General features: G+C 56.8%; 2 protein-coding genes. One reads left to right on the forward strand and one right to left on the reverse strand.

Going from position 1 to position 1242, the window contains the following annotated elements; genetic code table 11:
• Window positions 1-31: 31 nt before the first annotated feature.
• Window positions 32-421 (reverse strand): c-type cytochrome, encoded by a 390-nt coding sequence (locus tag ACW9JC_RS30310; protein ID WP_338581819.1) that lies wholly within the window; start codon window positions 419-421, stop codon window positions 32-34.
• Between the two features lie 312 nt (window positions 422-733).
• Between ACW9JC_RS30310 and ACW9JC_RS30315 the strand changes: the two genes are divergently transcribed.
• A complete protein-coding gene (locus ACW9JC_RS30315) occupies window positions 734-1162 on the forward strand; it encodes a hypothetical protein (protein WP_457459668.1) in 429 nt (142 codons plus the stop codon).
• The last annotated feature ends 80 nt before the right edge of the window (window positions 1163-1242 follow it).

Below are 1242 nucleotides of genomic sequence, written 5' to 3' on the forward strand. Positions count from 1 at the left end.
AGGAGCTGCCGCAGGCTGCGATCTTTTGATCTCACGGCGCCTGAAAGGTCTGCAAATACGCCAGCAAATCATCGATCTTTTCCTGATCGCTGATCCCCCAGAAAATCATCCGCGTCCCCGATACCACAGCCTTCGGATCCTCGATGTACGCCGCGAGTTTTTCCTGCGTCCATACCACTCCGGATGACTTCATGGCATCGGAGTACTGATAGTCCGTGGTACTCCCGGCAACACGTCCGAAGATATTGTTGAGCTGCGGACCAAAAAAGGGGCGCGCGCCCTCTCCGACCTGATGGCAACCACCGCAGACCCGCTTGAACAGTTTCCCGCCCGCCTCGGCATCACCAGCGGCGAAAGCGTGTGTGCCGAACATGCCTGCACCGAGGCTCAGTACGAGCGTCATCACGACCGCTTTGTTCATTCCCATGGCTCCAGATCAGGCATTGCCTACAGCAAAAAATGGCGGCTATTTGATCACGACCCCACCTGCAAACCGAAGCCTTTCAAACGTTCAATTTCGCCGACCTGCCAGCCGCCCCCGCATTTGACCCGCGCCGGGCATACCTGTGTATGAATTTTTAACACCTAGATGTTCGCCCGGACAACCTACGCATAAGTGACGTGTTTTTTCCGCCAATTAAGATGGCTGGCATGAATGTCGGGCCGAAATGGCAGGCATTCATGCCAACCCGATTGTTGCGTGAACGATCCCGTGACTCACTAGGTGAACATGATGAACACCCACAACCTTGCATTAGGAATTGCCCTCTTTTCGGCCCTCGGTCTTATCGGGGCGAACACTCAAGCGGCCGAAGCGGGAGCCACCACGACCGGTGCCAACACCGCCGCACACAACGTTGCCGAAGGTGCGCCCGACCGCATCAAGGAAAAACAACTGGCCGAAGGTGGCGCCGATCGCCTGCAAGAACGACAACTCGCCGAAGGTGGTGCCGATCGTCTCAGAGAGCGGCAACTGGCTTCTGACGGTTCCGATCGGCTGAAGCAAAACAGCGTTGCAGCGGGCGGTTACAACTCGATGCGCGGCACCCGCGTAGCAGAAGGCGGCTCAGACCGGTTGCGGCAAAACCACTATGCCGATGGCAGCAACGGCTACGATGCCAGCTCCGATGTCATGCCCTACTTCTGCATGGAATGTCGCTGAGCGGTAATTAATTGAATCACCGCAAATCAATGTGGGAGCGAGCTTGCTCGCGATGGCGGAGTCACATTCAACATCACCGT

It is taken from the genome of Pseudomonas sp. SDO5591_S426 (assembly GCF_054070755.1).

Bases quoted from the DNA above. Each gene is read 5' to 3' on its own strand.
- ACW9JC_RS30310 (WP_338581819.1), bottom strand. From the start codon at position 421: ATGAACAAAGCGGTCGTGATGACGCTCGTACTGAGCCTCGGTGCAGGC.
- ACW9JC_RS30315 (WP_457459668.1), top strand. From the start codon at position 734: ATGAACACCCACAACCTTGCATTAGGAATTGCCCTCTTTTCGGCCCTC.